At 69.9% G+C, this 24,433-nt stretch carries 26 protein-coding genes; 10 read left to right on the plus strand and 16 right to left on the minus strand.

Annotated features, from left to right (window positions below; all coding sequences use genetic code 11):
• Nucleotides 1-4 precede the first annotated feature (4 nt).
• The 5 genes from OG430_RS25865 to OG430_RS25885 all read right to left on the minus strand — a co-directional run bounded on the left by OG430_RS25865 (nucleotide 5) and on the right by OG430_RS25885 (nucleotide 6,580).
• Entirely contained in the window at nucleotides 5-3,388 is a 3,384-nt protein-coding gene (locus OG430_RS25865; protein ID WP_327354987.1) for a molybdopterin-dependent oxidoreductase, read from the minus strand.
• A gap of 204 nt (nucleotides 3,389-3,592) precedes the next feature.
• Nucleotides 3,593-4,297 (minus strand): sensor domain-containing protein, encoded by a 705-nt coding sequence (locus OG430_RS25870; protein WP_327354988.1) that lies wholly within the window; start codon nucleotides 4,295-4,297, stop codon nucleotides 3,593-3,595.
• Between the two features lie 152 nt (nucleotides 4,298-4,449).
• Nucleotides 4,450-5,046, minus strand: coding sequence for an NAD(P)H-dependent oxidoreductase (locus OG430_RS25875; RefSeq protein ID WP_327354990.1), 597 nt, complete (start codon nucleotides 5,044-5,046; stop codon nucleotides 4,450-4,452).
• Nucleotides 5,047-5,149: 103 nt separating this feature from the next.
• A complete protein-coding gene (locus OG430_RS25880) occupies nucleotides 5,150-5,944 on the minus strand; it encodes an aminoglycoside N(3)-acetyltransferase (RefSeq protein WP_327354991.1) in 795 nt (264 codons plus the stop codon).
• A gap of 24 nt (nucleotides 5,945-5,968) precedes the next feature.
• A complete protein-coding gene (locus OG430_RS25885; RefSeq protein WP_327354992.1) occupies nucleotides 5,969-6,580 on the minus strand; it encodes a dihydrofolate reductase family protein in 612 nt (203 codons plus the stop codon).
• Between the two features lie 196 nt (nucleotides 6,581-6,776).
• Here OG430_RS25885 and OG430_RS25890 point away from each other — a divergent pair, with 196 nt between their 5' ends.
• Nucleotides 6,777-7,355, plus strand: coding sequence for a TetR/AcrR family transcriptional regulator (locus tag OG430_RS25890; RefSeq protein ID WP_327354993.1), 579 nt, complete (start codon nucleotides 6,777-6,779; stop codon nucleotides 7,353-7,355).
• A 104-nt stretch (nucleotides 7,356-7,459) separates the two neighbouring features.
• On the opposite strand, the gene OG430_RS25895 is transcribed toward OG430_RS25890, so the two are convergent.
• Nucleotides 7,460-7,855 carry a nuclear transport factor 2 family protein gene (locus OG430_RS25895; RefSeq protein ID WP_327354994.1) on the minus strand — a complete coding sequence of 132 codons (396 nt, stop codon included), beginning with the start codon at nucleotides 7,853-7,855 and terminating at the stop codon, nucleotides 7,460-7,462.
• Complete coding sequence (locus OG430_RS25900) at nucleotides 7,852-8,562, minus strand: SDR family NAD(P)-dependent oxidoreductase (protein WP_327354995.1); 711 nt, start codon at nucleotides 8,560-8,562, stop codon at nucleotides 7,852-7,854. The genes OG430_RS25895 and OG430_RS25900 overlap by 4 nt, the downstream gene beginning before the upstream one ends.
• A gap of 218 nt (nucleotides 8,563-8,780) precedes the next feature.
• Between OG430_RS25900 and OG430_RS25905 the strand changes: the two genes are divergently transcribed.
• Nucleotides 8,781-9,734 carry a helix-turn-helix transcriptional regulator gene (locus tag OG430_RS25905; protein WP_327354996.1) on the plus strand — a complete coding sequence of 318 codons (954 nt, stop codon included), beginning with the start codon at nucleotides 8,781-8,783 and terminating at the stop codon, nucleotides 9,732-9,734.
• A gap of 62 nt (nucleotides 9,735-9,796) precedes the next feature.
• Here OG430_RS25905 and OG430_RS25910 read toward each other — a convergent pair whose 3' ends face one another.
• The 7 genes from OG430_RS25910 to OG430_RS25940 all read right to left on the minus strand — a co-directional run bounded on the left by OG430_RS25910 (nucleotide 9,797) and on the right by OG430_RS25940 (nucleotide 16,645).
• The gene (locus tag OG430_RS25910; RefSeq protein WP_327354997.1) at nucleotides 9,797-11,209 is read right to left on the minus strand and encodes an amino acid permease; all 1,413 of its coding nucleotides are present in this window, start codon (nucleotides 11,207-11,209) and stop codon (nucleotides 9,797-9,799) included.
• A gap of 86 nt (nucleotides 11,210-11,295) precedes the next feature.
• On the minus strand, nucleotides 11,296-11,742 hold the full coding sequence (locus tag OG430_RS25915) for a MoaF-related domain-containing protein (protein ID WP_327354998.1): 447 nt from the start codon (nucleotides 11,740-11,742) through the stop codon (nucleotides 11,296-11,298).
• Between the two features lie 117 nt (nucleotides 11,743-11,859).
• Nucleotides 11,860-12,726, minus strand: a complete 867-nt coding sequence (locus OG430_RS25920; RefSeq protein ID WP_327354999.1) for a tyrosinase family protein — start codon at nucleotides 12,724-12,726, stop codon at nucleotides 11,860-11,862.
• Nucleotides 12,727-12,777: 51 nt separating this feature from the next.
• The gene (locus OG430_RS25925) at nucleotides 12,778-13,260 is read right to left on the minus strand and encodes a tyrosinase family oxidase copper chaperone (protein ID WP_327355000.1); all 483 of its coding nucleotides are present in this window, start codon (nucleotides 13,258-13,260) and stop codon (nucleotides 12,778-12,780) included.
• Between the two features lie 5 nt (nucleotides 13,261-13,265).
• On the minus strand, nucleotides 13,266-14,801 hold the full coding sequence (locus tag OG430_RS25930; RefSeq protein ID WP_327355001.1) for an FAD/NAD(P)-binding protein: 1,536 nt from the start codon (nucleotides 14,799-14,801) through the stop codon (nucleotides 13,266-13,268).
• A gap of 34 nt (nucleotides 14,802-14,835) precedes the next feature.
• Entirely contained in the window at nucleotides 14,836-15,825 is a 990-nt protein-coding gene (locus OG430_RS25935) for a hypothetical protein (RefSeq protein WP_327355002.1), read from the minus strand.
• Nucleotides 15,826-15,850: 25 nt separating this feature from the next.
• On the minus strand, nucleotides 15,851-16,645 hold the full coding sequence (locus OG430_RS25940; protein ID WP_327355003.1) for a class II aldolase/adducin family protein: 795 nt from the start codon (nucleotides 16,643-16,645) through the stop codon (nucleotides 15,851-15,853).
• 282 nt (nucleotides 16,646-16,927) lie between these two features.
• On the opposite strand from OG430_RS25940, the gene OG430_RS25945 reads away from it, so the two are divergent.
• The 3 genes from OG430_RS25945 to OG430_RS25955 all read left to right on the plus strand — a co-directional run bounded on the left by OG430_RS25945 (nucleotide 16,928) and on the right by OG430_RS25955 (nucleotide 20,323).
• On the plus strand, nucleotides 16,928-18,346 hold the full coding sequence (locus OG430_RS25945; protein WP_327355004.1) for an FG-GAP and VCBS repeat-containing protein: 1,419 nt from the start codon (nucleotides 16,928-16,930) through the stop codon (nucleotides 18,344-18,346).
• Between the two features lie 970 nt (nucleotides 18,347-19,316).
• Entirely contained in the window at nucleotides 19,317-19,763 is a 447-nt protein-coding gene (locus OG430_RS25950; protein ID WP_327355005.1) for a GntR family transcriptional regulator, read from the plus strand.
• 11 nt (nucleotides 19,764-19,774) lie between these two features.
• Nucleotides 19,775-20,323 (plus strand): HD domain-containing protein, encoded by a 549-nt coding sequence (locus tag OG430_RS25955; protein WP_327355006.1) that lies wholly within the window; start codon nucleotides 19,775-19,777, stop codon nucleotides 20,321-20,323.
• Between the two features lie 9 nt (nucleotides 20,324-20,332).
• Here OG430_RS25955 and OG430_RS25960 read toward each other — a convergent pair whose 3' ends face one another.
• Together OG430_RS25960 and OG430_RS25965 are read right to left on the minus strand one after the other, a co-directional pair.
• On the minus strand, nucleotides 20,333-20,806 hold the full coding sequence (locus OG430_RS25960; protein WP_327355007.1) for an NUDIX hydrolase: 474 nt from the start codon (nucleotides 20,804-20,806) through the stop codon (nucleotides 20,333-20,335).
• Complete coding sequence (locus OG430_RS25965; RefSeq protein ID WP_327355008.1) at nucleotides 20,803-21,573, minus strand: helix-turn-helix domain-containing protein; 771 nt, start codon at nucleotides 21,571-21,573, stop codon at nucleotides 20,803-20,805. Before OG430_RS25965 ends, OG430_RS25960 begins: the two co-directional genes overlap by 4 nt.
• 573 nt (nucleotides 21,574-22,146) lie before the next feature.
• Between OG430_RS25965 and OG430_RS25970 the strand changes: the two genes are divergently transcribed.
• The 5 genes from OG430_RS25970 to OG430_RS25990 are packed head-to-tail and all read left to right on the plus strand — an operon-like array spanning nucleotide 22,147 to nucleotide 24,372.
• Nucleotides 22,147-22,455: a hypothetical protein gene (locus tag OG430_RS25970; protein WP_327355009.1), complete on the plus strand. Its 309-nt coding sequence runs from the start codon at nucleotides 22,147-22,149 to the stop codon at nucleotides 22,453-22,455.
• On the plus strand, nucleotides 22,452-22,802 hold the full coding sequence (locus tag OG430_RS25975) for a hypothetical protein (protein ID WP_327355010.1): 351 nt from the start codon (nucleotides 22,452-22,454) through the stop codon (nucleotides 22,800-22,802). Before OG430_RS25970 ends, OG430_RS25975 begins: the two co-directional genes overlap by 4 nt.
• Nucleotides 22,799-23,644 carry a hypothetical protein gene (locus OG430_RS25980; protein ID WP_327355011.1) on the plus strand — a complete coding sequence of 282 codons (846 nt, stop codon included), beginning with the start codon at nucleotides 22,799-22,801 and terminating at the stop codon, nucleotides 23,642-23,644. Before OG430_RS25975 ends, OG430_RS25980 begins: the two co-directional genes overlap by 4 nt.
• Before the next feature lie 6 nt (nucleotides 23,645-23,650).
• A complete protein-coding gene (locus OG430_RS25985; protein WP_327355012.1) occupies nucleotides 23,651-24,028 on the plus strand; it encodes an RRQRL motif-containing zinc-binding protein in 378 nt (125 codons plus the stop codon).
• A 29-nt stretch (nucleotides 24,029-24,057) separates the two neighbouring features.
• The gene (locus tag OG430_RS25990) at nucleotides 24,058-24,372 is read left to right on the plus strand and encodes a hypothetical protein (RefSeq protein ID WP_327355013.1); all 315 of its coding nucleotides are present in this window, start codon (nucleotides 24,058-24,060) and stop codon (nucleotides 24,370-24,372) included.
• Nucleotides 24,373-24,433 lie beyond the last annotated feature (61 nt).

Here is a 24,433-nt window from a genome sequence, read left to right on the forward strand (position 1 = left end):
GGAGTCACGCGTCCAGGACCAGGTCCGACGTAGGGATGGACTGGCAGGTCAGCACTTCCTGCTCGGGGAGGTCGTCCGAGGTGGCCACCAGGTGGGCGGCCTCCCCCTTGAGCACCGAGCACGCGCAGCTCTCGCACTGCCCGACCCGGCAGCCACTGGCCAGCCGGACGCCCGCACCCTCACCCAGTTCGAGGAGGCTGCCGTCGCCCTTGCGCCAGACGACCTCGCGGTCGGACTTGGCGAAGCGGACGGTGAACTCCGCGTCGTCCGGCACGGACACCTCGCGCCGCGCCGCCCGGAACTTCTCGCTGAAGATCTCGAAGCGGGGGACGCCGAGTTCGAGCAGGCCGGAGGTGAGGGATTCCAGCATCGGCTCCGGACCGCACAGGTAGAAGCGGGCCCGGCGGGCGATCAGGTCGGGCGCGATGTCGGCCACCGAGACGAAGCCCCGGCGGTCGTAGTCGCGGCCCAGGACGTCGCCGTCGGCCGGGGCGGCGTAGTGCTCGATGACGCGCAACGCCCTGATCCGGCCCTGGAGTTCGCGCAGCCGGTCCCGGAAGGGATGGTCGGCCGAGTCGCGCACGCCGTAATGGAGGATCACCTCGCGCACGTCGGAGCCGTTCGCGGCCAACGTCTCCAGATAGCTCAGGAACGGCGTGATCCCGATGCCGCCCGCGAGCAGCACCACCGGGAAGTCCGCCCGCGTGGGCAGGCAGAACGTGCCGCCGGGGGTGGCGAGCCGGAGTTCGTCGCCGACAGCCAGGCGCTCGTGGACGTACGTCGAGAACTCGCCCTCGGCGACCTGGCGTACGGCCAACTCATAAGCGGTACGCCCCTGTTCGCGGGCGGGCCCGGTCAGTGAGTAGCTGCGGTCGGTCGCGATGCCCGGCGCGTGCACGGTCAGGTGCTGGCCCGGCAGGTGGTCCGGCAGCGGCTCGCCGTCGACGGGCTCCAGGCGCAGGGTGCGTACGCCGTCGCCCTCGGCCCCGACCGCGGTCACCGTGAACGGGCGCGTCCCGGTCCACTCGGCCGCTCCCGGCGCGGGCCGCACCTCGCAGACCGCCGCCCGCAGCGGCACCGAACCGCTCAGCGGGTCGGTCTCCGAATCGTCGACCAGGCGGTTGAAGTTGGCGCCCGAAAGACTCAGAGGGTCGGCGCCGGGCTGCCCGAGGTCGGGCGAGTCCTGCCACCAGCCGTACTCGGCGGACACCACACCGGGGTGCAGCGACTCGTCGAAGCGGGCCCGCAGCCGGATGGACCCGAGCCGCGTCGACACCTCCACCCACTGACCCCCGCCGATCCCGCGCGCGGCGGCCGTCTCCGGGCTGAGGTGGACCAGCGGATCGGGGGAGCGGCGACGCAGCGAGGCGACGGCGCGGTGCTGGCTGTGCACGAAGTAGCCGCTCTTGGCGTTGGTGAGGACGAGCGGGAAGTCAGGGCTGGTGGCGGCCGGTTCGCGGTGTTCCGGCACCGGCGGGTAGCCGTACGCGGCCAGGCGCTCCGAGTAGAACTCGACCCGCCGCGTCGGCGTGCCGAAGCCCGTCACGGTCCCGTCCGCCTGCTCGGAGGCGTACTTGCGGTGGCGTACCGGCTTGCGGATCCGCATCCCGCCGGGCCGCGCCCGCAGCGCGTCCGTGGTCAGGCCGAGCGGCGCCAGCTGGTGGTTCCAGGCGGCCTCGATGTCCCCGTCGAAGAACAGCTCGCCGAGGCCGAGCCGCCGCGCGAGCGCGAAGACGACCTCGGTGTCGGAGCGGGAGGAGCCCTGTGGCTCGACCATCCGCTGCCGCAGCTGGATGTGCTCCGCCGCCTGGTGATTGGTCTCGAAGCCGAAGCGCAGCCCTTCGTGCTCCCAGGCGCTGTTGACGGGCAGGACGATGTCGGCGGTGCGGCTGGTGGGGTTGTGGAACAGGTCGATGTGCACCTGGAATTCGAGGGTCCGCAGGGCCTGCGCCATGCGGTCCGAGCCGGGCTGGGCGACGACGAGGTTCGATCCGAAGCCGATCAACGCCCGTACCGCGTAAGGGTCTTGGTGCTCGACGGCCCGGCAGAGGTCGCCCGCGTTGATGTACCCGGAGGCGGGCGGCCCCAGCGGGTGCTTGTCGAGTCCGAGCGCCTTGGCCTGCTGCTCGGGGGCGAGCTTGCCGGCGGCCGGGGCGTAGGGCGGCGGGGCGACGACGTGGTTGCCGCCGGGGGTGTCGTACGACCCGGTCAGCGCGTACAGCGTGGCCATCGCCCGCTCGGTCTGCGAGGCGTTGGCGCTCTGGCCGACGCCGGTCCAGCCGTAGTACGCCACCGATCCCGCGGCCGCGATCGCGTCGGCCAGGGCGCGGATCTCCGCCTCCGGGATCCAGGTCGTCTCGGCCACCCGCGCCACGGGCCACCGGGCACAGGCGTCGGCGTACTTCTGGAACGAGGGTACGCAGGTGACGGAGCCGGTGCGGGTGGCGATCCGGTACGTCCCCGTCAGGGCGAACCGCTCCGGGCGGTGGGCGGCGCGGTGGGTGTCGTAGGGCTCGGGGCGCTCGCCCTGCTCGTTCCAGACGACGAACCCGTCCGAAGGAGCGGCGCCTTCGGTGAGCTCGTCGGCGCGCAGGAAGCGGCCGGTGTCGCAGCGCACGAGGAACGGGGCGTTGGTCCAGCCGCGCACGAACTCCTCGTCGTACGCGCCCTGTTCGATGAGCAGCTGGGCCAGGCCCAGGGCGAGCGCCGCGTCCGTGCCGGGCCGCACCCGCAGCCAGTGCTCGGCGCCGAGCGCGCTGGTGGAGCGGCGCGGGTCGATCACGGCGAGCTTCATGCCGCGGGCCTGCGCCGCGGAGACGGCGGCGGACTGGGCGAGCCAGGTCTTGGCCGGGTTGAAGCCCCAGAGCAGGGCGAGGTCGGCGTGCGCGTAGTCCGGCGGGGGGAGCGGGGAGCCGAAGGTGAAGGCGTGTGCGGAGTCCTTGTGCCAGTTGCAGAGCTCGGCGCTGTACACGGTGTTGGGGCTGCCGAAGCCGCGTATCAGACGCTCGATCCACTCGGTGGCGTCCGACACCATCGTGCCGCTCGGCGTCGCGACCCCGAAGGCCACCGCCTCGGGTCCGCTCTCCTCGGCGATCGCCCGCATCTTCCCGGCGATCTCGTCGAGCGCCTCGTCCCAACTGATCGGCTGCCAGCCGGGATCCGGGTCCGACTTGGGGTTCGTACGGCGCAGGGGAGTGGTGAGCCGCTGGGTGCTGTGCGCGATCTCCGGGGCGGCGCGGCCCTTGGGGCACATCGCGGTGCCGTTGGGGTGGCGGGGGTCGGGGCGGGCGCCGGTCATGCGGCCGTCCTGCACGGTGTAGATGACGCCGCAGCGGGACTTGCACAACGTGCAGAAGCCGCGCTTTTCCACAGTCTGTGTGCTGGCCATGACGGGGCCGACCTCCGGGTGCCGAGCGGCGCGGGCTGCTCCGTCGCAGTCCGCGGCCACTTTCCATTGCACCGCATTTGATCGATCATCTGGCCCGGCGTTGGTCCCCACCTACGGGCCGAAGGCCCCGGCCGGTGGGCAGCGGGGCCTTCGTCTGTGCAGGTCAGTGCCTTTTACGGGGTGCTGCGGGGTAGGGCGGGGTACTCAGCCGAGCAGTCCGCGGACCGCGGCACGGTCCAGGTTGGTCAGGCCGCGCAGCAGCTTCGGGGTCATGAGGACGAGCGCGAAGCCGACCAGCGAGACACCGGCGACCTGCCAGGCCGACTCGATGTAGTACGCGTGGTGCACGCCGCCCGAGGTGAAGTCGTAGAGCTGGTAGCCGGGCCAGTCCAGGTAGTGCTTGAAGACCCAGGAGTACGTCGGGAACAGGGCCACGACCCAGCCGGTCACCCAGAACGTCACGGCCAGCGAGAACGAGACGACCCGGGCCGGGAACATCACGACCTGGAAGAGCAGCGCCCGCCAGCCGGCGGTGTCCGTGAGCCGCGCCTTCAGCCCCTGCGGCGAGCTGGCCGGCCCGGCGACGTCGATCCCGAGCAGCGCCCGGGCCCGCCCCCGCTCGGCCGCCCCGAGCCCGCGCGCCCCGGCCAGCGTGGCGACGAGCACCGGGATCCCGGCCCAGACGGCGAGCAGGCCCACACCCAGCGAGAACATCGTCACGGCATAGGTGAACCCGACGATCGTGATGGGCAGCGAACCGATGACGTGCCCGAGCTCCCGGAAGGTCGAGCCGGCGAACGGGGCCCGCCAGAAGCCGGGAGCCTCGGGGGCACGCCGGGCCTCGGTGGCGGGGGCGACGGCTGCGGAGGGGGCGACGGTGGCGGCGTAGGGGAGGGTGCCTGTGCTCATGACGGGCCTCGCATCTTCGGGGAGCGGACGATTCCGACGGCTTCGCGGGGACGTGCCGTGCTGTTGTCCCAACTCTCGCGAATCCGCGACCCCTTGGGGATGCGGCCAGGGGGCGTCTTGGGGGTGGGGTTAGCACCACCCCGGGCCTGGGGTCAGCCGTCGACCAGCGCCGCGGCCTGCTCCCGCGCCTGCCGCAGCCAGCTCGCCCGCTGCTCGTCGGTCGAGTCCGAGACGGTGCGGAAGACGGTCCGGCGCACGTCCTCGATCCCGACGTACGGCAGCACGCAAGCAGCCCAGATCCGCTGCAGCGGATCGCCGAACTCGCGCTCCTCGCGCTCGGCAAGCGTGTCCGAGGTGTTGAGGACCAGCGCCCGCCCGGCCTTGAGCAGCCCGTCCGGCTCGCCGTCCGCGCTGCCGAGTTTGTACGCGACACCGGGGGTGAGGACCCGTTGCGCCCAGCCGGTCAGGATCGCCGGAGGCATGCCCCACCAGTTGGGATGGACGAGGACGAGGGCGTCGAGCTCGGCCAACTCGGCCTGGTAGGCGGCGACTTGGGCGTCATCGGCCTCGGGGGCGTCCTCGACGGTCTCCGTGCCGTCGGCGCGGACCAGCGGGTCGAAGCCCTCCGCGTACAGATCGTGCACGACGACCTCGCAGCCCCGCCCCCGCAGCTCCTCGGCGACGGCCTCCGCCAAGGCATGGTTGAAGCTGCCGGGGCGCGGGTGCGCGAGATAGACAGCGGCCTTCATGTGGTTCCCCCTATGTCGGTACGTACGTCGGTACTTACGTCGGAACGTGCGTGGCTGCGTGCATGGCCGCGTGTGTCGGTACGTACGTCGGTACGTACGCCGATCACGCGGCGTCGAGCAGCTCGGTGAGGCGGCGTACCGCGAACTCCACCAGCGGCCGCACCGGAATCAGCCGGCACTCCGCGTTCCCCACCAGGACGGGCCGGATCCCGGCCGCCTCCTCGAACTCCCGCCCCACGAGCGGGAAGTAGGTGCCGTTGTCATTGCCGATGTCGGGCGTCTCGATCCAGACCCGCTCGCCGTCGACCAGCATCGGGAAGCGGCGGACCTTGCGCCGCGGCCGGGGCGTCAGCGTCTCCGCGTAGTGCAGGAACGTATTGCGGTCGTGCCCGACCCCCACGAGCAGGATGTGCCCGTCCAGATCGTGCAGCCGCCCGAACGGCGACTCCCGGCCGATCGCCCAGCCGAGCGTCTGCCGCTCGGTGATCTCCTCGGCCCGCGCCCCGACCGCGGCGACCGAGGCCTGCGGGTGCGCACTGCGGACGGCCTCGGGGAGCGTGCGCAGCGCCTCGGCGATCGCGCCCATGCTGGTGGTCTCCAGGCCGGGGTGGAAGAGGGGCACGGCCGCGCGCCGCTTCTCCACCGCCTCGTCCGGAACCCCCACCCACTCCGGGTCGGGGTCCGTGACCTGCCAGGTGAAGGCGGGCACGGCCACCGTGCCCGCCTCGCCGACCGCCGTGCGCAGGCTCTCCACCACGGCCGTGGCGCCGCCCTCGACGCGCCCAAGGCCGGACAGCGACGAGTGCACGATCAGCGCCATACCCTCCTCGACGCCGGCCTCGCGCCAGCCCGCCGCCAGGGTCTCGGCGGTCAGCGCGCCGGGTCGTGCCGTGGTCATGGAGTTCCCTTGGTGCGGCGCGCCCTACCGCGTGGGCGCGCTCTTCTTCTTCGTATAGGTCAGGAAGATCGTGCCACTGCCAAGGACCTTGTGGTCGGTGAGGGTGAACTGGGCCGGACCGAACGGCGTCTTCTGCGCGAAGAGCGGGATCCCGGAGCCGATCGTCATCGGGGCCAGCTTGACGATCACCTGGTCGATCTCCGAGTAGAGCGCACCGGCCAGCTCGCCCCCGCCCATCAGCCAGATGTCCTTGCCGTCCTCCTGCTTGAGCTCCCGCACCTTGGCCAGGGCGTCGCCGTTGACCAGCTCGATGCCGGGGTCGGGGCTCTCGGTGAGGCTCTGCGAGAAGACCAGGTGCCGCAGGTGCGGGTAGGCGTCGGTGACTCCGGCGTCCAGGCCGTTCTGGTACGTCCTGCGGCCCTCGAGGACCGTGTCGAAGCGGGTGCCCTCCGCGGTGATGCCGAGCGCGGCGCGCGCCGGGGCGGGCAGGGTTTCCGGGTACTCGGTGGCGAGGTGCTGTACGTAGTCCTCGGCGATCGGCCAGAAGGCGTCGGGGCCCGAGGTGGGGTCGGAGCCGTCGGGGCCCGCGATCTGTCCGTCGATGGAGACGGCGATGTAGTACACGAGGTTGCGCATGGGTGTCCCCTCTGGAGCAGCCGTGCAGCGGCTATGCTCATCACCGATGCACTCTGCCTGCAGTGGTTAGTGCTTAGTACTGCAACTACAGTGCTTAGAAGCCTAGTGCCGCACCCGAGGTGGCGCAAACGCATACGTGCGGTGGCGTATACGTGCGGTGGCGCAGAACCGAAGACACGAGAGGACCGCTCCCCCCATGCGACAGAACCCGGCACGACGGGCCGCCCTCCTCGACGGCGCGATCGAGGTGCTCGCCCGCGAAGGCTCACGCGGCCTCACCCTGCGCGCGGTCGATACTCAGGCCGAGGTTCCCAAGGGGACCACGACCAACTACTTCGCCAACCGTGCCGAGTTGCTGGCCCAGGTCATGCAGCGTATCCAGGAGCGGCTCACCCCGGACGAATCCCAACTGGCCGACACCATGAGCGAGAAGCCGTCCGTCGAGCTGGTCGCCACCCTCCTCAAGCAGCTCCTCGCCCGGATGCGCGCCGACCGCAGCAGCTGGCTGGCCTTGATGGAGCTGCGTCTGGAAGCCACCCGGCGCCCGGAACTGAGCGCCGAGCTCACCCGGTTCTTCGCCGGTCAGCTCGACGGGAACATCAGCTTCCATCTGGGGGCGGGGCTGCCCGGCGACCGCATCAGCGTCGTGCTGCTGTACTTCGCCATGGTCGGACTGATCGTGGACGATCTGACGGTGCCGGAGCTCCTTGAGCCGTACGCCGTCGACGAGTTGATCGAGGAGATGGCGAAGCGGATGTTGCCGGCGGCCGACTGAGCGCACCGGGTAGGCGGGGGCCCCGACCGGAATCCGGTCGGGGCCCTCGTGCGTGCAAGGCGACGCGATTGTGCGACGCGTACAGACGCGTTTGTACGACGCGTTCAGACGCGCGACACGTGGTACTGGCGGATGCGCCAGCCGCCCTCATGGCCGTCCTCACCGGTACGGACGGCGACCACGGACAGCCGTACCGGTATGTCGCCGTCGTGCTGGTGGAACACGACCTGCGCCAGGCCGCCGATCCAGTCCTCGCCTCCTTGGTAGGCGTGCAGGACGCGGGCGACGGCCCGGGTGCCCTCCGGGACCTTCCGGTAGTAGCCGAGGATGGCCTCGGGGCCGGTGACCGGATCCGGGAACAGGCCCTGGAACAGGGCGTCTTCGGTGAAGAGCGCGACGGTCCCCTCGGGGGAGGGCCGGTTGAAGCGGGCCTGCCACTCGTCGAGAAGGGCGCCGAGAGTCTGCGTGGCGGTCGTCGCCGGGTGCTGCGCGGTGGTCACCGGATGCCTCCGTCGGTGTCGAGGGTGATGCCCGCCGTGAAGGTGTTCTCCATCAGGAACAGGGCGGCGTGCGCGAGTTCGTCGGCCTCTCCCGGGCGGGCGACGGGCAGCCTGCGCGCGACCGAGTCCCGGTACTCGGCGTGCTCCTGCGCCGGCATGCGGGCCGCGTGCGTGTCGACCGGGCCGGGGGCCAGGGCGTTGACGCGCAGCGGGGCGAGCTCGTGGGTGAGGGACTTGACCAGGCCCTCGACGGCGCCGTTGACCGCGGCGAAGGCGGAGAAGCCGAGCTCGGGCTTGCGGTAGAGGTAGCCGGACATGAGGGTCACGGACCCGGTCTCGCGCGGGATGAGCGGCAGGGTCGCCTTCAACAGGCGGTACTGCCCCCACCACTTGATCTCGAAGAAGCGCCGGAAGGCGACCTCGTCGAGCTCGTCGAACGGGCCGGTGGTGACGCCCGCGGCACAGGTGAACAGGTGGTCCACGCGCGCGAGCGAACCCACGGCCGCGGCGATGGACTCGGGGTCCGTGACATCGAGTACGCGGTACTCGGCCGTGCCCCCGATGTTCTCGGCGGCCTGCCGCACGGCGTCCTCGTTGCGGTCGGTGAGCACGACATGGGCGCCGCGCTCGGCCGCGAGCCGTGCCGTCGCCAGGCCGATGCCGGATCCGGCGCCGGTGATGAGCACGGTGGTGCCACTCAGGGTCATGGGGGTCCTCTCCTGCGATTCTGCGATTCCCTGGTATTCCCTGGGATTCCCAGGCGGATGTGGCCGCCTGCGCCGTCAGGCTATGGGTGCAGTCGGGCGATTTCCTTTGGAATGGCGTGCATAATCATGAAATGCTGGATCATGAAAGGGATGACCGGACCGTTGACCGGACGTCCGGGGGGACCCCTAATTGCCCATGCGCCGAAGATCCGTCGACGGTGCCGTCCACGGTGTGCGCGCAGGGCCTCGCGCGCTATCGCTATGCGGTGATCAAGGGCTGTATGCCGCTGAACCAGGCCCCCAGGTGCCTGCTCGAGCTGGGCCTGGTGACCGAGCCGCCGGACGACCCGAGGCTCGTGGTGCCGGTGGCACCGGACGTGGCACTGGACGAGCTCCTTCAGCCGTACGAGGACGAGATCAGGCTCGGCCGCCAGCGGGTGCAGCGCGCCCGCTCGGACTTCTCGTCCGTGCAGGCGATGTACCGGGCGGCGGTCCGCGAGTCCCGCTCCAGCGTGGCCCGGATCGACGGCGAGGGCGCGGTCATGCCGACGCTGGAGCGGGCGGTGCGCTCCTGCCGCAGCGAGCTCGCGACGATCCAGCCCCTCGGCGAACGGAACGCCTTCGACCTGGAGGACCCGCGCCTCGTGCAACCGGGCGTCACCCACCGCACGCTGTATCCGCACGCGGCACAGACGAACGCCCGGCTGCGGCGGCACATCGCCCAGGTCGAGGACGCGGGCGGGCAGGTGCGCACCGTGGACCAGGTGATCGGGCGGCTGCTGCTGTGCGACCGGTCGAGCGCGTACCTGGTGCACAGCGACAGTTCGCCGTACGCGGGCGCGGTGGAGATCACCCACCCGGGCATCGTGGCCTTCCTCGTCTGCGTATTCGAAGAGGCCTGGCAGCGCGGCACCCCGGTCTCGGCGCAGGCCGTCCGCTCGCGGGAGCCGGTGATCGTGGACGAGGTGGAGCGGGCCGTCATGCGGCTCCTCGTGTCCGGGCACACCGATGACGCGATCGCCCGCCGGCTCGGGGTGTCGCGGCGGACCGTGGCCGGTCATGTGGCCCGGATCTCCCAGCAGTTGGGGTCGCGGTCGCGGGCGCAGCTCGGCTATCTCATCGCCGCGGCGGAGGCGGCGCAGGGCGGCGCGGGGGAGCGGATCGCCCTCTGAGAGCCTGCGAACGAGGCCGGACACGCGGTACGCCATGCCGGTCAGGCGGTACGTCATGCCGGTCAGGCGGTACGTCGCCGTAGGTGGCCCACTGCCGCGAGCGCGCCGGCGAGCAGGCCGGAGCCGAGGATCTGGCCGCGCGCGGACGGGTCCAGGGCCATCGCGGCGATCACGGCCACGAGGACGACGATCACCGCGAGGGTGATGCCGGGGAAGCCGGGGGTGCGCAGGACCAGGCGCTCGGGTTCGGTGCGCTCCAGGCGGCGGCGCAGGACCAGGTGGGAGGCGGCGACCGTCAGCCACATGAAGAGCATGGCGCCGCCCATGGCCTCGGCGAGGACCGGGAGTACGGCTCCGGGCCGCACCGCCTCCAGCGGGATGCACAGGAAACCGAGGGCGGCGGAGGCGAGCACCGCCCGGCGCGGGGCGCCCTTGGAGCTGACGGGGGCGAGGGCCGCCGGGGCGTCGCGGCGCAGGGCGAGGGAGTGCAGCATCCGGGAGGTGCCGTACAGATTGGCGTTCAGGGCGGAGAGGAGCGCGACGAGGATGACGGCCTCGGTGACGGTGCCGGCGGCGGGGATGCCGAGCCGTTCGAGCACCAACGGGTAGGGGCTGCGCCCGGGTTCGGCCGCGGTCCAGGGCAGCAGCGCGGCCAGGACGGCGACCGAGCCGATGTAGAACAGGGCGATCCGCCAGATCGCGGAGCGGACGGCGCGCGAGACGGCGAGCGCCGGGTCGGCGGACTCGGCGGCGGCCATGGCGATGACCTCCATGCCGCCGAAGGCGAAGATCACGGCGAGCAGCGCCGCGAGGATGCCGCCCGTGCCGTGCGGGGCGAAGCCGCCGTGGCCGGTCAGATGGGCGGTGCCGGGCGAGGGCGTACCGGGCAGCCAGCCGAACAGCGCGGCGGCGCCGAGCGCGATGAACGCGATGACTGCGGCGACCTTGAGGGAGGCGAACCAGAACTCCGCCTCCCCGAACATCTTCACCGACAGTGTGTTCAGCCCGGTGAACAGGGCCATGAAGGCAAGCGCGGCAACCCAGTTGGGCAGGCCCGGTATCCACTGGTGGACGATGCCCGCAGCCGCCATGGCCTCCACGGCGATGGCGATGGACGTGATCCACCAGTAGAGCCACCCGGTGGTGAACCCGGCCCACGGCCCGAGCGCCTTGTCGGCGTAGACGGAGAACGACCCGGACACCGGCAGGGCGGCGGCCAGTTCGCCGAGCATCCGCATGATGGCGAGCGCGATGAGCGCGGCGACCAGATAGGAGACGAGCACGGCGGGCCCGGCGAGGGCGAGCCCCTGCCCCGAGCCGACGAAGAGACCGGCCCCGATGACACCGCCGAGGGCGAGCATCGTCAGGTGACGGGAGGCCAGTTGGGGCTTGAGGCTGTGCTCGGCGGGTGTGGCGGGCTCGGCGGGAGGGTGCTGCGGCGGGTGCGGGGGGCGGGTAGCTGCGGGGGCGGCCACGAGGCTCCTTGGTCAGGGGGGTGGGAACGAGGCCGGGCCGGCCCTTGCGAGGGCCGGCCCGGTGGCAGCACCTGTGTCAGGTCAGGTCAGGCGATGCGGGTGAGGGAGGCGGTGTGCAGCTCGCCGACCCGCTTGCCCTGCCCGTCGACGTACGTCCAGTACACGGAGACGGTCTTGGAGTTGAGGTCCATGACGTGCGAGACGGTCATGCCGGACTCCTCGACCCAATTGACGTGGTACACGCCGTCGTTGACCTTCTTGACGGCCAGGTCCTGGTTGCCGCTGTTGCCCTTCATCGGGCCTTCCAGGGCCTCCCAGTGCAGCTTGGCGCCGTCGGCGGAGTAGCTGTTGCGGAAGACGACGCCGTTGTCGACCTCCAGGCGGTACGCGTGACCGGCGAAGGCGGGCAGCTCGCTGCGGGTGTCCTCCACCGCGGTACGGGCGGGAGCGGGGGCGGGAGAGTCGGCGAAGGCCGGGCCCGCGAGGGCGACGGCGGCGGTGAGGGCGAGCGCGGGTGCCAGGATTTTGCGCATGACGGATCAGCTCCTTGCTGAAGTTACGGATGAATGGGGTGAGTTGATCGCCCCTGCGGCCTGCTGTCCCCGACTGGCCGCAGGGGCGCCGCCCCGTGAACGGGGAGGTCTGAGGGCTCAGGCGTACGCGTAGAACCCGGAGTGATCGAGCAGCTGCCGCGGCGTGAACTCCCACGGCGTGAGCGTGTCGTCGAGCGAAAGCACCCGCCCGAACTGGCTGTCACCGGCCGCGATCGGCTTCTCGGGCAGGTACTGCGGCACGTCCTTGTGCCGGGCCTGCCACCGCGTCCAGATCAGGTCGATGAAGCAGTGGTGGAGCCAGAAGACCGGGTCGTTCGGGGAACTGCCCCCGGTCATCTGGCCGCCGGCCCAGGCGTGGACGCGGTTGTGCAGCTTCCAGCCCACGTCCGCGCCGACCGTCCAGCCCTCCAGCTTGTTGCGGAAGCCGGCGGTGGTCGCGGTGGAGTCGTACGGATAGGTGTCGTAGCGCGGATCGGAGAGCGCTTCCTCCAGATCCGCCCGGCTGGGCAGCGTCACTCCGTCGTTCCAGCCGCCGAAGTTCCGCATGAGGAACGGGTCGTTGGTGACCTGGACGTTGATGTCCCACTGGCCGAGCCGGTGGGCGAAGCGCCCCTCGGTGACCTGGAAGTCACCGGTGCGGCCGTTGCCGCCCAGGAAGTCGGCGGTCCAGGGCAGTTGGTTGGTCGACTGCTCCGAGGTCCAGTCCCAGTACGGGAGCGTGACCTGGTCGTCGACCTTGCGCAGCTCGTTCTCGAAGCTGATGAGCATGGCGCGGTGCCAGGGCAGAAAGCTGGGGCTCATATGGCCGAAGCGCTTGCCGCCCTCGCCGTCGGCGACGAAGTAGTGGGCATGGGTGCGGACGTAGTCGTCGTAGACGCCCTTGCGTTTCACTTCGAGGACGGCGTCGACGAAGCGCTTCTGCTCGCCGGCGGTCAGGTCCTTGCAGTTCTTGCGTACGTGCACGAAGAGGGTGCTCCTGCGGGTGTCGCTGCGGGTTTATTGAGGGCGGGCCGGTCAGCCGTGGATATTGCCCAGCGCCACCTGCGAGTTGGGCCCCAGGTTGTTGACCGCGGCCTGGGCGCAGGCGCGGGCGGTCGGGAACGACTCGTAGTGGTTGAGCAGGCTCATGTACGTGCCGTCGGCGCGCCGCATGACGTGCAGCACCCTGCCGTCGATCTTGATCTCGACCGGCGGGGCGGGCGAGAAGGCCTGCTGGGCCGCGGCCTGCCGCACCGAGGCCGAGGTGCGGGCCATGGCGGGCGCGGGCCCGTGGTGGGCATGGCCGCCCTCCGCGACGGGCTTCCCCTCGATGCGGCGGCCCTTGTAGACCTCGTCGAACGGGGCGGCCGGGTCCGGCCCACCGGCGGCGGCCTCGGCCGGCCCGGGTGTCTCGGACGCGGTGGCCACAGCGGTCACGGCGGTGACCCCGGCGACGGCGGCCGCCCCGACGGCGGCGTGCTGAAGCAGCGAACGGCGGTTCATGACGGTCGAGTTCATGGTGATCAGCCCCTCTCGCTTGTGCTGCGGACGGCGTCGACGACATCAACGGCCCGGTCGACGATCGACGGCATGCCGGAGGTGAAGAACAAGGTGCCTCCGGCGACATCCCCGATCGCGTACAGCCGGCTGTCGGGACGTGCGTCGACGGTGACCCGGGAGGTGGCCGGCTCGACGCTCACCCCGCCCGCCCGGTGGTATTCGGCCTGCTCCGCTTGAGTCAGGGAGGTGAACACGCCGCGCGCGGCGTCCGGGATGCGGTGGGCCGGGGCGGAGACGGCGTTGATGACCCAGTCGGCCTCGGCGGAGCTGTCCGCGCCGAGCAGGAAGCCGCCGCCCTCGCGCGGCTTGACCGTGTGCAGGCCGCGTTCGATGTGCAGTTGGCCCCGGTCGGCCAGGTCGAGCAGGATGCGGGCGTTCTCCGGGGGCATGGGGCAGCAGAGCGACATGATGCCGCGGTAGAGGTTCTCGCGGATGTAGTCCTGCGCCGCCGGGTGCAGCCGGGGGAAGGCGTCCGGGCCGGTCGTGGGCACGGCTTCCTGCATGACGCGCATGCCGGTGTCGGGGTGGTCGAGCTGCTGGTGCTGGCGACGCAGCCGGGCCAGCGGCTCTTCGCGCTCGGCCGACATCAGCTCGTCGAAGGCCACCGCGGGGTCGGCGCCGTGCGCGTGCAGCTCTTCGGAGAGCAGGGCCGCCAACTGCTCAAGACCCAGGGTGCCGTTGGCATCGGCATCGGCGAGCGCATGGACCCGGGCCGGGGTGAAGTGGCGTATCTCGGGGTGCACCGGCCGCTGCCGGATCGCGGGGAGGCAGCCGTTGCGGGAGGCCATGACGATCGGCCCGGTGTGCCCGGCGCGGTGCAGGGAGACCACCGCGTCGACGGCGGCAAGACCGGTGCCGATGACCGCCACCGCCGCGTCGGCGGGGATGGGGGAGAGGGTGTCGGCCAGCGGATAGGGATCGGGCAGGAACCCCTCCTCACCGGCCAACTCGTAGTGGTCGGCGGGGATTCCGGGCCCGACGGCACAGATGACGCGACCGAACAGCCGGGTGTCCCCGCTGTCGTCGGTGATCTCCAGCAAGGGATTCAGATCCCGTACGCCGATGACCTGGCGGTGCACGACATTGACGGGCCTGCCGCGCAACGACAGGGAGGAGATGGCCTGTTCGGCGGTGTGCGCCAGATAGGAGCCGAAGACGTGCCGGGGCGGAAAGTGCCCGTCCTCGTCCCAACTGCCCTTCCCGTACGGGGATTGCGTGCGCTTGAGCCAGTCGGTGAACGCGCCCGGGTCGCCGGCGGTGGCCGACATCTCCGCGGGCAGGATGTTGACCAGGACGGAATCGGTGTCGCGCCGATAGGCACGCCCGCGCCACAGCCGGGCGGGGTCGGGCTCGAACACGACCACGCGGCCGCGGCCGGCTTCCGGCAGGCGGGCGAGCCGGTCGAGCACGGCCACGGCTGCCGCGCCGCCGCCGATGACGGCTATGTCATCGATCGCGTCCGGATCATTGATGTCACTCAGGTTGTTCATGTCATTCATGGGGTCGTCCATGGGAGGTCTCTCTGGTCTCTCGTCAGACGTTCTGGAGTACGCGGGCGTCTTCCGGCCGCCTGCGCCGCCCCTTGACCACGGCGAGCGCCAGCAGGGCCAGGGCCACGACGGCCCACCCGAGGAGTACGGCGAGGGGCCCGCCGCTGCCCGTACCGGCGAAGGAGCCTTCGGCGCGGATGAACGAGCCCGCCGCACCCGGCGGCAGCAGCTGGCCGACGCGGCCGAGCGGGCCGGGCAGCAGGTCGGGGCCCGCGGCGATGCCGGAAAGGGGATTGCCGACCAGGAACATGACGACTGCTCCCACGGCGATCCCGCCGGGTCCCACCAGGGCGCCGAGCCCGGTGATGAAGCCCGCCATGCCCAGCTCCAGAAGGAAGATGGCGGCGGCGTTGGTCAGGAAGGAGCCGGGCAGCACGTCGGAGACGACGGTCAGCATCAGCGAGCTCAGCAGCCCGGAGACCGCGGCGAACGCGACGACTCCGATCAGCCGCAGCCGGGCCTCGGACACCTTGAGGACGAGCAGCAGCGCGATGATCACCGCGGTGACGATCAGCGGGAAGAAGCCCATGGTCATGCCGGAGCCGTGCGGATCGCTGCCGCTGACGGGTACGGCCTCCTCGATGAGCTGCGAGGTTCCGGTCAGCTCGGCCAGCTGCCCGGACAGCGCGGCGGCGACCGCCGGGGAGGCGGCCGAGGCCACCTTCAGGCGCCAGCCGTGACCGGCGGAGTCGTCCTGGACGAAGGCGCCGTAGACCTCGCGGTCGCGCAGCATTTCCGCGGCCTCGTCGACGTCTTTGACGTGACGGGTGTCGAAGTCGCCGCCGTTGGCCGTGAGCAGCGAGTCGAGCTGCTTCTGCTGCGTACTGCCGGCGACGACCGCGACGGGCACATGGGTGGGCTCCGAACGCGAGGCCGTCCAGGAGAACCAGCCGCCGACGACGAACTGGACCAGGGCGACGATGACGACGGCCTTGGCCATCTCGCGCTTGGCGGAAGTGGGTTGGGCGCTCATGACGAACCCTCTCGCCTCTCCTGTCTCACTGCTCTTCGAGCAGTTCGGGCTGCTCGGCGGTGATCTCGTCCCACATGATCTGGAAGCTGAAGCGGCCGAGCTGGTCGTCGCCGAACCCGTCACGGGCGGCCAGCGCCTGCTCGTGGGTCATGGGCTTCGGGGTGCCCGCGGCGAGCGCGGCGAGCTGGACCTGGGCGCACGCCTCGTAGGTGAAGAACCAGTGCACGGCCTCCTCGATGCTGCCGCCGACCGTGAGCAGACCGTGGTGGCGAAGGAGCAGGGCCCGCTTGTCACCGAGCCGGCGGGCGATCTCCTCGCCGTGCTCGATCGCGATGGCCGGGCCGTCGTAGTCGCCGTACAGGACCTGGTTCTCGTAGAACGCGCAGGACTCCTGGTCGAGCGGTTCGAGCAGGCGCTCCAGGGAGCCGAGGGCGCGGGCGTGGACGGTGTGACCGTGTGCGATGGCGTCCGCCTCGGGCCGCTCGTGGATCTTGGAGTGGATGGTGAAGGCGGACGGATTGACCTTCCCCGTCCCCTCGACCACACGGCCGGTGGCGTCCACGCAGATCAGGTCCCTGACCTTGACCTGGTTGAAGGAGAGCCCGAAGGGGTTCACCCAGAACCGGTCGAGGTGCTCGGGGTCCCGCACGGAGATGTGGCCGGATATCCCCTCGGCGTACCCCGCCTTGCCGAACAGCCGCATCGCGGCGGCAAGCCGCTGCTTGCGGTGGCGCCGCTCGTCGTCGGCGGAGGCGAACACGGCATCGTCCGGGATGGGCAGGCCGGTCGCGGTGTCGGCCAGAAAGCTCTCGGTTGTCACTGCGGTCTCTCTCGTAGTCCAGGCTGCGAGCGCCGTCCGTGCGGCGCCCGACTCGTAGTGAGCCTGGCTCGACCAATCGCCAACAGAGGCCGAAATTTGCCCATTTCGGACTTCATCAACCTGCATTGCCAATTTGTGCAGCAGGCTGCACAAATGAGATGCGCGGAGCGGCCCGGAGCAGGGCGCTCCCGTACAACCATTCGGTTCTGCTGTGTGTCGTGTTCTCACTGGTCCCGCAGCAGTGAGATGGGGCCGGTTCGCCCACAGGTAAAGAAAGGCACCATGCGCTATCTCTCCCGCACTGCCCCTGCTCTTGCCGCGGCCGCCATCGCCGCCGGGCTGCTCGCCGCGGCACCCGCCCATGCCGCACCTTCCGCCGTCCCCAGCGGCCAGAGCGACGTGAACGGTGACGGCTACGGCGACCTCGTCACCGCCTCGGAGGCCACGGTGTCGGGCGTCAAGGGCGCCGGCGCGGTCGTCGTGAACACCGGCTCGGCCGACGGCATATCGGCCGGACGTACGCAGATCGTCTCGCAGAACTCGGCCGGGGTGCCGGGCGCCGCGGAGGCGGACGACCGGTTCGGCTCGGCGCTCGCCACCGGCGACCTGAACGGCGACGGCTACACCGACGTCGTCACCGGCACCGCGCTGGAAGATGTCGACGGCGACGCGGACGGCGGCACCGTCGCCGTCCTGTGGGGTTCGACGTCCGGACTCAGCGGCGGCACCACCCTCCCCGACCCGGCACCCGCCGCCCACGACGAGTTCGGCAACGCCCTCGCCGTCGGTGACTTCGACGGCGACGGGCACCCCGAGCTGGCCGTCGGCACCAGCGACAACAACGTATGGATCTTCAGCGGTGTCGCGAAGTCGGGCGCCGCGTCCCACCGTCAGCTGAGCACCGCCATCGTCCCGGACGGCACGGACTACTACCGCTCCCTGACGGCCGGGGACTTCGACGGCAACGGCGCGGACGACCTCGTCGTCGGCGGCCGCTACGAGGGGGACGGCGAGTTCGGCGGCGCCGCTCTCGTCCACCCGGGGGCGGGCGACGCGTACACGGTCCTGCGCGGCGACGCGCACGTGGCCGCCACGGGCGACTTCGACAACGACGGCCGCGACGACCTGCTCCTCGGCTCCCCCGACAACAACGCGGTCACGGCCTACGCGGGCGGCGCCGAGGGCCTTCGCGCCGCCGCGCGGCGCATGCTCACCCAGGACAGCCCGGGCGTCCCCGGCGCCACCGAGTCCTCGGACTTCTTCGGAGAAGGCGTCACGGCGGGCGACATGGACGGCGACGGATACGACGACGTCGCCGTGGGCGCCGAGTTCGAGACCGTCGGTTCGGTGGCCAACGCCGGCTCGGTCACCATCCTGCGCGGCTCGGCCGACGGGCTCACCGGCACCGGATCGAAGGTCGTGCACCAGGACACCGAGGGCGTGCCGGGCGCGAACGAGGCGTACGACCGCTTCGGATCCGCCACCCACCTCGCCGACACCAACCGCGACGGCCACGCCGACCTGGCAGTCGGCGCCCCGATGGAGAACACGAGCAACGGCGCGGTGTGGAGCCTGCGCGGCTCCGCCGACGTCGTGACCACCACCCACGCGGTCAGCTTCTCGGCGGCCACCGCGGGCCTGTCGCAGGACCCGTACCAGTACTTCGGCCGGTCCATGCCGACCAGCGCGCACGGATCCTGAGCACTCGGCCAACGTCGAAGGGCCCCACTGCGAACAGTGGGGCCCTTCGACGTTAGTGCCCGGTGAGGCACTGGCGGAGGATACGAGATTCGAACTCGTGAGGGGTTGCCCCCAACACGCTTTCCAAGTCTGTTGGTGCAGGTCAGGGCACAATTCAGCTGTGTTCACCTGCGTTCAAGCCGGTTCTGCGGAGCCCTCGCGACCCCTACCTGAACGGTCATGAACGGCGGCGTACGGAGCTGAATGAGACGGAAACTGAGACGGAGTGAGTCAGCGCAGCTTGCTCCACGAACCGCCTGACGCTACGGCCTGGAACCCTCAGAATGCAGCAATGGATCAGGGGATCGCAGGAGTGGTCGCGGGAATCGCTGGACTCGTCGGAGCTGGCATCGGAGGTCTAGCTACCGCGTATGGGGCTCGCGTTGGCGCTCAGAAGACGATCGAAGCAGCGCAGGCACAAGTCAGCCACCAGTCAGCAGCGGAACACACGCATTGGGTCCGTGAGCAACGCACGCAGCTCTGTAGCGAACTTGCTCGACGGCATGCGTCGTTCGCCTTCGAGCTCTACAAGAACGGGGCCGGACTCACCGCTGGGCAGCAGTTATCCCGGGATGTTCGGGAGGATCTTATGGCGCGGCATCTTGAGATCGCGGAGATAGCGTGGACCTTGCAGCTATGGGGTCCCACCGGCCTATCGTTGGCGACTTCGACTCTGTCGGCGACAGGGAGCAGGGTACTCACGTCGGCAATCTCCTGGTCTGAGGCCGTCCGGGCAGAGGGCGACATACCTGCGTGTGCGCAGTCCTACCAAGCAGCCCGAGATGCTGATGCGGCGGCTAGGAGCTCCTTCACGCGGGAAGCGCGCAAGCTCTTGAGCCTGCCGGATTGAACCGTGCCACCGACTGAGATAGCCCCACGGGATCGTGGGACTCTTGGCAGCGAGCAACGGAGAGACACGAGAGGAGCTCAAGTGTCGGAGGCCAGTCCGCGCGGAACCTACCTGGTGATCTCGGAGGCCCTTCGGAAGGGAATCGAAGAGGGCGAGATCGTCGACGATCTGCCGTCCGAGGCTGACCTTGTACGTACGCACGGGGTCGCGCGCAACACAATTCGCCGGGCTCTCAAGGCCCTGGAAACCGAAGGTGTCCTTGAGTCCGCCCCTGGGGTGGGGTGGCGGGTCTCTCGGGGTGGTGACCGGCGCCCGCTCGTGGATCGCATGATTGCGGTGATCGAAGAGGACTCGCTCGTGATCGGGGATACGTATCCGTCCGAGGCCAAGCTCTGCGAGCGGTTCGGTGTATCCCGTACTGCCGTGCGGCGCGGCCTTGCCCAGATGGAGGGAACTGGCCTGCTAGCCACCGTCCATGGCAAGGGGCGCACCGTTCGCGCTCTCCCGGTTTCCAGCGGTCGGCCGTAGCCTTGGCCGCCATGGGACTGACTGAGTGGGCGTACGCGCTTTCCGAATCACTTCTGGCCGAACCCCTGCCGCGTAGGTGGTCGCACTCTCTCGGGGTCGCCAAGCGCGCCCGCGCCCTGGGGCCGATCCTCGGGGACGATGCGGAGCTGCTCGAAGTAGCCGCGGTCTTGCACGACATCGGTTACTCGCCCGCGATCGCGACCACCGGCTTTCATCCGCTCGATGGGGCCCGATTCCTCCGCGACCAGGAGGGGGCAGACGAGCGGGTCATCCGCCTCGTGGCCCATCACTCCTGTGCCCTGCTCGAAGCTGAGGAACGTGGTCTCCGGTCGGAGTTGGAGAGCGAGTTCGAGCTTGAGCGCCCGGAGCTGGTCGACGCGCTGTTGTTCTGCGACATGACGACCACGCCGAACGGCGGGCATACCACGCCGGCCGAACGGCTCGACGAGATCGTGCAGCGATATGGGCCGGACACCATCGTCGGCCGGTTCATCCAACGTGCGGCACCGGAGATTCACGCTGCCGCACAGCGAGTGGAGGACCGACTAGCTCACGCGTGATCTGCGCTCTCAGCCGATGTACGGCTCCTGGCGTGAGCTGTCCAAGCCATGCTCAATGCGCAGCCGCATCGACGGGTGAATGTCGAGGCCATCGAGGTCCGCTGGATTGATCCAGCGGACCTCCTTTGACTCGCTGCTTGTCTGCAGTGAGCCACCCGTGGGGTGGGCTCGGAAGCAGATGGAGAACTGCTGACGCACCTCTCCGTCGTCGTACGCCATGACGTGCTGGGGGTCGGTGTAGAGCCCCACGATGTTGTCGATGTCGACGGCAATACCCGTCTCTTCCATCACCTCGCGGACGACCGTGTCACCGACGCTCTCGCCGATGTCGTGACCACCTCCAGGCAGTGCCCACAGGTCGTTGTCGGTCTTGTGGATAAGCAGGACCCTTCCGGCGTCGTCGCAGACCACTGCAGTGACCGAGGGAACGACAGAGTTGGCCTTGGGGGCGTTGAGGTCTCGGTAGTAGTCGATTCGGCTCATGCCTGGGTGCCTTCCCAATCGGTGGGTGACGAGATGGGGCGGGCCGACTCCCACACCCGTTCGACGCTCTCAGCGTATGCGTCGAAGAGTTCACCGCCGGGCACGCGTTGCAGGTGCAGGACGGGAGCCATGTACGCGCCGACGCCGTAGAGATGGCCGTTGGCCAGCATCTCGTCATCGGCACGGTAGATCGAGTTGTAGAGCGTGGTGCCGTGCAGGCGGAACTCCACCCCGGGAAGCCCGAAGATCGATCGGTAGTTCAGGAGCGCGTTCCGGATCTTTCCTGCCATCGCTTCGCCGATTCCCTCGTCCTCCCCTCGCACGGCCACGGCCTGGCTTAGCGGGTCACCGAGCATGAACCGGATCGGCACCCCGTTTGCTGACTTCTCCTTCACGATGCGAAGGAAGGCCGGATCTTCGGTCAGCCAGAACCCGGAGTACACCAACACGTCGAACTGCCGCGTTGCTTGGCCGTAGAGCTTCGGCCACAGGCTCTGCATCACGACGGAGCGGTGCGGATAGAGCTTCACCAACTCGGCGTTGCCAGAGGCTGTGACCTCCGCTGAGGTCCGCTCATCCGGCCAGAGGTACGACACCTCGCATTTCAACAGCGAAGCCGTCGCGTACTGGAATCGCCGGTAGGGCTTCCGCTCCGGGTCGTTGATCCAGCGTTCGACCGTCTTGGCCGACACACCCAGGCGTTCTGCGACTTCATCGAACGTCATGCCCAAGTCCACGATCGCGCCACGTAGCCGCTCGTTCGCCACACCAACCACCCTCTGCTTGGGACGACTTGGTACGACTTCACCGTAGCGAAGTGCGACCCAAGTCGTACATGTGCGGTGTCGAACGTCTTCGCTGGTGAGGCCAGTCTGTAAGCACAGCAAGCGCGAGGGACTCGCAGAGCCGAAGAGCCGAAGGGCTTGACGGGGCGAATCTCTCTCAGCATGATGAGGAACACGTAATACATGTTCCTCATCTCGTGAACGTCTGCACCACCGCACGACCAAGGGGCCCGGGACAGAGCGGGCCGAGGTTTCCCGGCGCCTTGTCAACCGGAGGGCTTAGACCGAAAGGTCACGTCTCCATACGCCTTCGCCAGGCATGACGGCTCTCCCTGACAGGGGGCCCGCCGTGCCTGAAGGAGACAGAGCACTACCTCACCTCGCCGCCGCACTGAGTGCGATCGGCCGGTTGCCTCCTCCGCCCGTCCGGCCCGCGTGGTCGTACGGGCGGGGCTGGGGGGAGCCGGATGTTCCTGGTTCCAACGGCGTGCGGCCCCGGTGTTCGAGCACCGGGGCCGCTGTTTGGGCCGTTCCTGTCTGAGAGGAGTACGACCCATGAAGTGCATCGTTGCTGGTCATGTGGCTGTTACCGCGAGGGAGTTCGCGGAGCTGGCCCTGGGGTTCGATTGGGAGCTGTTTGCGGGCCCCAAGCGGGAAGGCAAGTTCGAGCGGATGGCGCGCCTTGATGTGGCGCGCGATGTGCTCGCCGGTCTGCGGGTCACTGACCCGGAGGCTGCGGCGATCGCGGAGGCGCTGCTGCGCGGGGCCCCGCTGGCGCCGCGTAGGCCTGTGCGGCGTTCTACTCGCCGGGCACCGGCCCGTCGGGTTCGCGGTTGCGAGAGCGGGACGGGGGTGGCCGCGTGAGTGCGCTGACGATGGCTGCGCTGGCCCCGGCGGTTGACGTAGTAGACGCCTTGACCGCGAAGTTCCCGCACCTGCCGGCCGGATACATCGCTGTCTCCACCGTCTATCCGGATCGTGTGGAGCTGTCCTTCCATTACAGCCTGTCCGACTTCGAGACGTGGCGTCAGGCGTTGCGTCTCGCTCCGGGCGCGGTGGACATTCACGCGCAGGGGCACGGTGCTTCGCGTAGCTGGTGCCTCCAGGCTGAGGGCAGCTTCGCTGGGGTAGGCGTGCGGCTGGTCGGCTACGACGCGCTGCCTGAAGGGCTGGTCGTTGACGATGCAGCTCGGCTGGTGGTGGACGAATGAGCCGCCAGAGTTTGCCCCAGCGGCAGATCGAAGAGCTTCAGCGACTCCAGACCGGGCTGACGCGAGTGCTGGTCGGCGTCGCGGTCGTGGCGCTGGCGTTCACCGCAACGAACGTGACGCTGTTCGCGATCGACCATCACATCCATCCGGCGATCGCGTGGCTGTTGGACCCGATGGTCGCGGTCGCCCTTGGCGCGGTCCTCATCGTGGACGGCCGCCTGGCCGAGCACGGCGTGCGCCCTTCAGGGTGGGCAACAGTGCTGCGCTGGTTCGCCGGACTCGGCACGTGGCTGATGAACTGCTGGGCCTCGCTGTGGCCGGCCGGGTCACCGTTCGGGATGCCGCGTGACATCGACCCGGCCGGGTTGGTGCTCCACTCGATTCCACCCCTACTACTGATCCTCCTGGCGGAGGCGATCACGTTCTATCGGCGCGCGATCCTGAAGCGGATCGACGTGCTGCGCGTTCAGGTGGACACCGGCCACACAGCGGTGAACGCCCCGCAGGCGCAGCCCCTGTTCACCCCTGATGACAGGCCGCGACCGAAGCCGGTCGAGGTGCCGTCCCAGAACGCGTTGCCGCTGGTCATCTGCGGTGGACGCGAGGTGTACGCCCCGAGCGTTCCCCCGCTGTCCACCGTGAACAGCTCGGAAGCCGAACCTGAGCCCCGACTGTCCACCCAGGAAGCGTTCGAGGCCATCCGGGAGTGCTGGGTGAACGGCGTCTCGATCCGAGATGCGGCCCGCAAGTCCACCCGTTCCACCACCCACGTTCACAACGTCTATCAGCGCTTGGCCAAGGAGGGCGAAGGCCCCTCGCTGATCGCGGTGGGCGGGGGATGAGTGCTGATGCCCACCGCCTACGCCAAGTGCTACGACCCGCTCAGGCTCCGCTACGGCATACCGACATACCCCTGGCGCATGGCACCCGAAGGCCTCGCCACCCGGCGTCAGTTACGGGCGATGGGGCTGCGGCCCGGCGGTCAGTTGATTGTCGCGCAGACCATGCGGATCAACCGCCGCCAGGGCGGCCCGCGGGTCGCCTACCTGTACGACATCGCGCGGGCGAAGCCGGTGCGGCCGATGACCTCGCGCAAGTGGGGTGCGCTCGCGCTGGCGATGCTCGCCCGTCGCACCTGTCCGGTCTGCCAAGTCGCCTACAGCTACTGCATCCCGACCTCGCTCGGCATGTGCGTGCTGTGCGCCGACGAACAGTGCACCGCCTGAAATCCCCTCACTGAACTGGGAGTTTCCTCATGGCACAGAGCACGAACCGACGTCGCATCTTCGAGGGCGTCATGGTCCTCATCACGTTCACGCTGGCTGTGTGGATCAGCGTGCGGCTGGACTCCTACGGAGTCCCGATCAGCCTGGTCATCCCGTGCGGGCTGGGAGTTGTTTCCTCCGGGATGTCGATGCTGTCGCAGCTCACGCAGGCCCGGGCGGGGACACTGCACCGCTGCCCGGCTGAGGGCTGTGCCTTCTCCGTCCGGGTGGAGAACGTGGATGCGGCGGAGTCCCGTCGCTGGCAGGAGATCGCTGCCGCCCACCCCGCCCATCCCCTCGCCTGAACAGCGCGTTTCCCACTCATGCGCAGGGCCCGAACGCCACCTTCTCACCAGCGCGTTCGGG

Source organism: Streptomyces sp. NBC_01304 (assembly GCF_035975855.1).
GTDB lineage: Bacteria > Actinomycetota > Actinomycetes > Streptomycetales > Streptomycetaceae > Streptomyces.

Bases quoted from the DNA above. Each gene is read 5' to 3' on its own strand.
- OG430_RS25865 (WP_327354987.1), bottom strand. From the start codon at position 3,388: ATGGCCAGCACACAGACTGTGGAAAAGCGCGGCTTCTGCACGTTGTGC.
- OG430_RS25870 (WP_327354988.1), bottom strand. From the start codon at position 4,297: ATGAGCACAGGCACCCTCCCCTACGCCGCCACCGTCGCCCCCTCCGCA.
- OG430_RS25875 (WP_327354990.1), bottom strand. From the start codon at position 5,046: ATGAAGGCCGCTGTCTATCTCGCGCACCCGCGCCCCGGCAGCTTCAAC.
- OG430_RS25880 (WP_327354991.1), bottom strand. From the start codon at position 5,944: ATGACCACGGCACGACCCGGCGCGCTGACCGCCGAGACCCTGGCGGCG.
- OG430_RS25885 (WP_327354992.1), bottom strand. From the start codon at position 6,580: ATGCGCAACCTCGTGTACTACATCGCCGTCTCCATCGACGGACAGATC.
- OG430_RS25890 (WP_327354993.1), top strand. From the start codon at position 6,777: ATGCGACAGAACCCGGCACGACGGGCCGCCCTCCTCGACGGCGCGATC.
- OG430_RS25900 (WP_327354995.1), bottom strand. From the start codon at position 8,562: ATGACCCTGAGTGGCACCACCGTGCTCATCACCGGCGCCGGATCCGGC.
- OG430_RS25915 (WP_327354998.1), bottom strand. From the start codon at position 11,742: ATGCGCAAAATCCTGGCACCCGCGCTCGCCCTCACCGCCGCCGTCGCC.
- OG430_RS25925 (WP_327355000.1), bottom strand. From the start codon at position 13,260: ATGAACTCGACCGTCATGAACCGCCGTTCGCTGCTTCAGCACGCCGCC.
- OG430_RS25930 (WP_327355001.1), bottom strand. From the start codon at position 14,801: ATGAATGACATGAACAACCTGAGTGACATCAATGATCCGGACGCGATC.
- OG430_RS25935 (WP_327355002.1), bottom strand. From the start codon at position 15,825: ATGAGCGCCCAACCCACTTCCGCCAAGCGCGAGATGGCCAAGGCCGTC.
- OG430_RS25945 (WP_327355004.1), top strand. From the start codon at position 16,928: ATGCGCTATCTCTCCCGCACTGCCCCTGCTCTTGCCGCGGCCGCCATC.
- OG430_RS25955 (WP_327355006.1), top strand. From the start codon at position 19,775: ATGGGACTGACTGAGTGGGCGTACGCGCTTTCCGAATCACTTCTGGCC.
- OG430_RS25960 (WP_327355007.1), bottom strand. From the start codon at position 20,806: ATGAGCCGAATCGACTACTACCGAGACCTCAACGCCCCCAAGGCCAAC.
- OG430_RS25970 (WP_327355009.1), top strand. From the start codon at position 22,147: ATGAAGTGCATCGTTGCTGGTCATGTGGCTGTTACCGCGAGGGAGTTC.
- OG430_RS25980 (WP_327355011.1), top strand. From the start codon at position 22,799: ATGAGCCGCCAGAGTTTGCCCCAGCGGCAGATCGAAGAGCTTCAGCGA.
- OG430_RS25985 (WP_327355012.1), top strand. From the start codon at position 23,651: ATGCCCACCGCCTACGCCAAGTGCTACGACCCGCTCAGGCTCCGCTAC.
- OG430_RS25990 (WP_327355013.1), top strand. From the start codon at position 24,058: ATGGCACAGAGCACGAACCGACGTCGCATCTTCGAGGGCGTCATGGTC.